Origin of the sequence: Mesorhizobium sp. M7A.F.Ca.MR.362.00.0.0 (assembly GCF_004023175.1) — a bacterium.
GTDB lineage: Bacteria > Pseudomonadota > Alphaproteobacteria > Rhizobiales > Rhizobiaceae > Mesorhizobium.
This window is the reverse complement of sequence record NZ_RZTF01000404.1, coordinates 1-5,632: the sequence shown is the minus strand read 5'-3', so window position 1 is coordinate 5,632 and position 5,632 is coordinate 1. Positions and strand designations below refer to the sequence as shown.

The following is a 5,632-nucleotide window of genomic DNA, read 5'->3' as shown; positions in this document are numbered from 1 at the left end:
CATCCACCCGGTGGCGCAGCTCATCGCCGACATGACCGGTGGCGAAGCCGTCGACGGCTTCAGGGCGCCACCGATCGAAAGCGAGATGGCGGTTGTCGTCGTCGACTGCGGCGGCACCGCACGATGCGGCGTCTATCCGCGCAAGCGTATCCCGACCGTCAATCTGACGCCGGTCGGTCAATCCGGGCCGCTGGCCCAGTTCATCACCGAGGACATCTACGTTTCGGGCGTGAAGCCGGCCAACATCACAATGGCGGACGGATCCGAAACGATCACGACTGCAGGGGGAGCAGCAGCGATGAGTTCAAGCAACAATGCGGCCGCGGCACCACAGCCGCTGCCGAGCGAAGGTGGGCTGATCGGGCTCATCAGCACGATCGGCCGCGTCATGGGACGTATCGTCGGCATCTTCTTCAATGCCGGCCGCCGCACCATCGATCAGGTCATTCGCAACGTGCTGCCGTTCATGGCCTTCGTGACCATGCTCATCGGTCTGATCCTGTATACCGGCATCGGCGATGTGCTGGCGCAGCCGATGGGTCCGCTGGCCAACAACATCGTCGGCCTGCTGATCATCTCGGCGATCTGCGGCCTGCCGTTCCTGTCGCCCATCCTCGGGCCAGGCGCTGTCATCGCGCAGGTCATCGGCGTTGCCATTATCGGCCCGCAGATCGCCAACGGCACGATTTCGCCAGCGATGGCACTGCCGGCGCTGTTTGCCTACAATACCCAGGTGGGCTGCGACTTCGTCCCTGTCGGCCTGGCGCTCGGTGAGGCCAAGCCGAAGACGATCGAAATCGGCGTTCCGGCGGTGCTCATCAGCCGCCAGATCATGGGGCCGGTCTCGGTGCTGATCGCCTGGGTCGTCAGTCTGATCGTGTTCTAAGGCAACTCCGGGAAAAGCGCACAGTGCTTTCCCTTGGAAATTGCGTCAAAACAAAGAGATAGAGCGGTTCACCGCTCTAGGGAAAGTTGAGAAAAATGAGGTTCGCCATATGACGGTTCTGCTGAGAACACGGGTCACTGCCATCGGCCCCGAAGTGGCGGACCTTGCCGAAGGGGGCGTGGTCATCCTGTTTGCGGATGGCTCGCCGCCGGAGCTTGCCGAGGTTTCGGTGCTCCACAAGGCGGAGCAGGGGCCAAGTGACGGAGCGCCCGCCAAGGGCGCTTCGATCACCCTCGGCCCGGTTGCCGCTGTTATCACAGCGGTCGGCTCCAGCGCGTGGAGCAAGGTGCTGGAAATGGGCCATGTCGTCATTTCGTTCAACGGCGCTACGGAGGCCGAGAGGCCCGGCGAGATCTGCGCGTCGCAAGTCGACCCGCAAGCGCTCGTGGCCGCACTGAAGACCGGGGCGATCATCACCATCGCCGCCTGACAGCATTCGCGCCGCGGCCTATGTTGGGAGCGGCGCCCAAAACCAGAGTATTTGCCATGGAACGCTCGACCATCGTCCGAGTGCATGAAGGTTTGCACGCCCGTCCCGCGACGCGGTTCGTGAAGCTCGCCAAGGGCTTCGAATCCGACGTCGAACTGGTCAAGGACGGCAAGGCGGTCAGCGCCAAGAGTTCGGTCAAGCTGATGCTGCTGGCGGTCAAGGAGAACCAGGAAGTCACGGTGCGGGCGAATGGCGCCGATGCCATCGAGGCGCTCGAGGCGCTGATCGGCTACCTCGAGAATCCGCGGGCCGGCCTCGATGATGAAGCGGAAGCGCAGAGCCCGGCGAACGATGCCGGGCAGGAAGCGGCACCCGCGCCCGGATTCGTGCCGGCGGCTCCTGACGGGGCAAACCGCCTGCGTGGCGTGGCCGCCAGCGAAGGTTTCGCCATCGGCCCGGCCTTTGCGCATTTCCCACCCGATATCGCCGGACGGGGCCGCGTGTTGCGGGCCGAGGAGATCGAAGGCGAGATCGACAGGTTCCGCACAGCCGTCGGCGCGGTCCAGGCCCGCATGGATCTTGCGTTGGCGCAGGACAGCCTGTCGGCTGGAGACCGCGGCATCGTCGCTGCGCTGCGCGATATCGCCGCCGACGACAGCCTGACTGGTGAGGCCGAGGGCCTGATCAGGGGCGGCAATGACGCGGTCTCCGCCGTCATCACCGCCGCCTCCACCATTGCCGCCGAATTCAGCGCGGTCGACGATCACTATCTCAACGCCCGGGCGGACGACGTTTATGCGGTCGGGCGGCAGATCTGCCTCGTGTTGCTGGGGCAGGACGATATCAGCCTCGAAAACATCCCCGAAGGCGCTATCCTGATCGCCGACGACATCGGTGCCTGGGATCTGGCACGCGCGCCGCTGAAGCGTATCGGCGGCGTGGTGTGCGGCCATGGCGGCGCCACTTCGCACATCGCCATCATCGCGCGCTCGCACGGCATTCCGGCAGTGCTCGGCCTCGGCGGCCAGGTCAATGCCTTGCGCACCGCGCGAGAGGTCGCACTCGATGGCAATACCGGCCATGTGATCATCGACCCCGACGCGGCGACCCGCGCCGATTTCGCCGGCCGCGTCGAAGCGGCGGCAAAGGAGCGCGCCGGACTGACCATCTTCAAGACGGTGACGCCGACGCTCGCCGACGGCAGGATCATTGAAGTCGCGGCCAATATCGGCTCACTTGAGGAAATCGAAGCGGCGCAAGAGGCTGGTGCCATGGGCATCGGCCTGTTCCGCACCGAGCTTTTGTTCATGCGCCATATGCATCTGCCCTCAGAAGACATGCAGGCCGAGACCTATGCGGCGCTGGCCAAGGCTTTTGCGCCTTATCCGGTCATTGTGCGCACGCTCGACATCGGCGGTGACAAGCCGATTGCCGGCATCGAATTTCCCGACGAGGAAAACCCCTTCCTCGGCTGGCGCGGCATCCGCATGTGTCTCGACCGGCCCGACATCTTCAAGCGCCAACTGCGGGCGCTGCTGCGGGCCGCCGTGCACGGCAACATCAAGGTGATGCTGCCGATGGTGTCCGACCTCTCGGAGGTCAGGCAGACGCGCGTGCTGGTAGACGAATGCACGGCCGAGCTGAAAGCCGAAGGCGTGCCGCACGCATCATTCGATCTCGGCGTCATGATCGAAACCCCGGCCGCCGTGCTGATCGCTCCGGCGCTGGCCAAGGAGGTCGCTTTCTTCTCGATCGGAACCAACGATCTGACCCAGTACATCATGGCCGCCGACCGGCTCAATCCGACCGTCGCCAAGCTCAACGATGTCACCAATCCAGCCGTCATGTCGGCGATCGAAATGACGGCAAAAGCCGGCGTCGCCGCCGGTATCATGGTCGGCATGTGCGGTGAGGCGGCCGGCCGTCCCGATCTCATTGCGACCTTCGTGAAGATGGGACTGACCGAACTCTCGATGAGCCCGGCTTCCATCCAGCGCGCCAAGAAAGCGATCATGGCCATGGCCGCTGAAGGCTAGCCCAGACCGGCTAATTACGGCAGATGGGCAAGCAAGGTGGCGAACACCGGTGTCAGTTCAGCGATCGGGTTTGCCTTGGCGCAGGCCTGAACGATGCGGTCGTGGCGAATATCCGCCGCCAATATCGCGATCTCCAGCATATCCGGCTCCGGCGCACCGTCGCTGCCGGTGGTCGCCAGGCCGCAGGCCAAAGCGAGCGGCGCCAGGCAGCTTATGTCGAGCGCCCGGCCGGTAATCGCGGCCGGCGTTTCCGGCACGGTCTCGGCAAAGCGGACCGGACGCTGGCTGAGGCACTCGACCAGCAGCGCCGAACAGATCCCCGCGATTGCCTGCAGTCCGGCGCCTGGCGTGGCCAAGGCGGCCAGGAGGTCGCCATGCCGCTTGCGCATCGTGGCATGGACGGCCGCGAAATCAGCTTCGTGGATGCGGGCATTGTCGATGTTCAGGCCGGCAAGCACCGCCTTGCTCAGATAATACATATCGCGCCGGAATAGGCGCTCGGCGCTCAACTGGCGGTCCTCGTTGCCGATCGGGAAATAGGTGCCGAGGCCCTTTACCGTCGTGCCGTCCACTTTGATCGGGCGCTCATGCGGGACGAAAGCTTCAGCGATCGACAACGCCTCGTCGACGGCACTGGCGGCATGGCTGAGCAGGCCTTCGATGCCCTTGCCCGGAAACGGCGGCAGATGGCTGGTTGCTTCGCGTAGGATGCTGGCATCGCCGCTGCCGTCATGGCGGCTCTGGCGGATGATTTCGCGGACTTCCCGCAGCCGATCCTTCAGATTGACGCGGACATCTTCGGAGATTTGTCGGAGCATCGCGGATCGCCTTGAAATTTGCTGCGGATAGCCGCCAACCGGGGCAGCCGCCACTCTCTACATTGTTCCTATCGATTGGTAGATCAATAGGCGATACTAGACCAGCATGCAGAATCGGCGGCAGCGCGCTCGTCCGTCGCCGCAGGGGGAGAGACAGACTTGGGCAGACGACGACAGGGCGAAAGCGAAGACGGTCGAGGCGAGGCAACCGAGCAGGTCGCCAGCGAAAGCCGAACGGATCGCCTCAGGATTCGCGCCGCCTGGATGTATTTCGTCGAACAGATGACGCAGAACGAGATCGCCGACGTGCTCGGCGTCGGTCGCGTCACCATCGTGCGCATGCTGGCGGATGCCCGGGCGCGCAACGAAGTGAAGATCACCATCGAGAGCGAATTGTCGGAAATTGTGCGGCTTGAGCGCGCGCTGGAGAAGACGTTCGGGCTGCAGCAGGCGCTGGTGGCGCCGCTTTCGGCACCCAATGCCGATCCGATACCGGCGATCAGCGCCAAGACCGGCAGTTTCCTGTCGGACACGATGAAGTCCGGCATGCGGGTCGGCGTCGGCTGGGGGCAGACGCTGTTCTCGAGCCTGCCCTTCATCAGCGCCAAGTCGCTCACCGATTTCAAGGTGATTTCGCTGCTTGGCGGTGTCGGCGTCGTGCGCCGGGTGAACCCAGCCGAGTTCGCCTGGCGCTTCGCTCAGATATTCCAGGGCGACGGCTATCTGATGCCGACACCAGCCGTCGTCGACAGCGTCGAGACCAAGATCGCACTGATCGAGCGCTGCGGCCTGCAGGAGATTTTCGAGATGGCCGACGTGCTCGATGCCGTTCTGCTGAGCGTCGGCGGGATTGCCTCGGCCACCACCTTCTCTCGGGGCGGCTTTCTCAAGGAGGCGGATCGGGAGGCCCTGCTTGCGCGAGGCGCCGTGGGTGACCTCCTGTTCCATTTCTTCGACCGCAACGGCGATCTGGTCGACCATCCGGTCAACAGCCACGTGATGTCGGTGGATGTCGACCGTCTGCGCAAGGCGCCGATCCGTATCCTCACCTCCGGTGGCGAGGAGAAAACCGAAGCGCTGCTCGGCGCCATGACCCTCATCGCCCCAACCATCCTGATCACCGACGAGGAGAGCGCGCGGCGCATGCTGGAGGCGGTCAGCGGAAGCTGAAACTGTCCGTGATGTAGTCCGGCCAGGCCTGCTGTTCGTCGAAAACAGCGGCGAGATCCGGTGTGTCCGCCAGTATTCCGCTCAGCACCAGCGCGGTGGCGATGCCGGCGCTGTTTCCCCCCGATATATCGTGTTCGACGCTGTCGCCGACACAGACCACGGTGCCAGGGTCCGGCTCGCCGGCCGTCTGGCCGATCTCTATGAAAGCCTGGGCGGCAGCGTTACCCGTATC

General features: G+C 64.4%; 6 protein-coding genes. 4 read left to right on the top strand and 2 right to left on the bottom strand.

Annotation, left to right across the window (positions count from 1 at the left end; genetic code table 11):
* The 3 genes from EOC06_RS31405 to ptsP all read left to right on the top strand — a co-directional run.
* Positions 1–886 (top strand): PTS glucitol/sorbitol transporter subunit IIB (locus EOC06_RS31405; protein ID WP_128309614.1); only part of this gene is annotated, 886 nt, incomplete at its 5' end.
* Positions 887–995: 109 nt separating this feature from the next.
* Positions 996–1,376 (top strand): PTS glucitol/sorbitol transporter subunit IIA, encoded by a 381-nt coding sequence (locus EOC06_RS31400; RefSeq protein ID WP_013529330.1) that lies wholly within the window; start codon positions 996–998, stop codon positions 1,374–1,376.
* Positions 1,377–1,432: 56 nt separating this feature from the next.
* Positions 1,433–3,412, top strand: coding sequence for a phosphoenolpyruvate--protein phosphotransferase (gene ptsP, locus EOC06_RS31395; protein WP_128309613.1), 1,980 nt, complete (start codon positions 1,433–1,435; stop codon positions 3,410–3,412).
* Positions 3,413–3,426: 14 nt separating this feature from the next.
* Here the strand turns inward: ptsP and EOC06_RS31390 are convergent, their stop codons facing one another.
* Positions 3,427–4,230, bottom strand: a complete 804-nt coding sequence (locus tag EOC06_RS31390; protein ID WP_128309612.1) for a hypothetical protein — start codon at positions 4,228–4,230, stop codon at positions 3,427–3,429.
* 159 nt (positions 4,231–4,389) lie between these two features.
* Between EOC06_RS31390 and EOC06_RS31385 the strand changes: the two genes are divergently transcribed.
* Positions 4,390–5,400, top strand: coding sequence for a sugar-binding transcriptional regulator (locus EOC06_RS31385; protein WP_127269653.1), 1,011 nt, complete (start codon positions 4,390–4,392; stop codon positions 5,398–5,400).
* Here EOC06_RS31385 and EOC06_RS31380 read toward each other — a convergent pair.
* The coding region (locus EOC06_RS31380; RefSeq protein ID WP_164898831.1) for an HAD hydrolase-like protein at positions 5,387–5,632 on the bottom strand (246 nt) is incomplete at its 5' end. The genes EOC06_RS31385 and EOC06_RS31380 overlap by 14 nt on opposite strands.

What these genes read in the sequence shown, in the direction of transcription:
- EOC06_RS31400 (WP_013529330.1), top strand. Translation starts at nt 996, where the DNA reads ATGACGGTTCTGCTGAGAACACGGGTCACTGCCATCGGCCCCGAAGTG.
- ptsP (WP_128309613.1), top strand. Translation starts at nt 1,433, where the DNA reads ATGGAACGCTCGACCATCGTCCGAGTGCATGAAGGTTTGCACGCCCGT.
- EOC06_RS31390 (WP_128309612.1), bottom strand. Translation starts at nt 4,230, where the DNA reads ATGCTCCGACAAATCTCCGAAGATGTCCGCGTCAATCTGAAGGATCGG.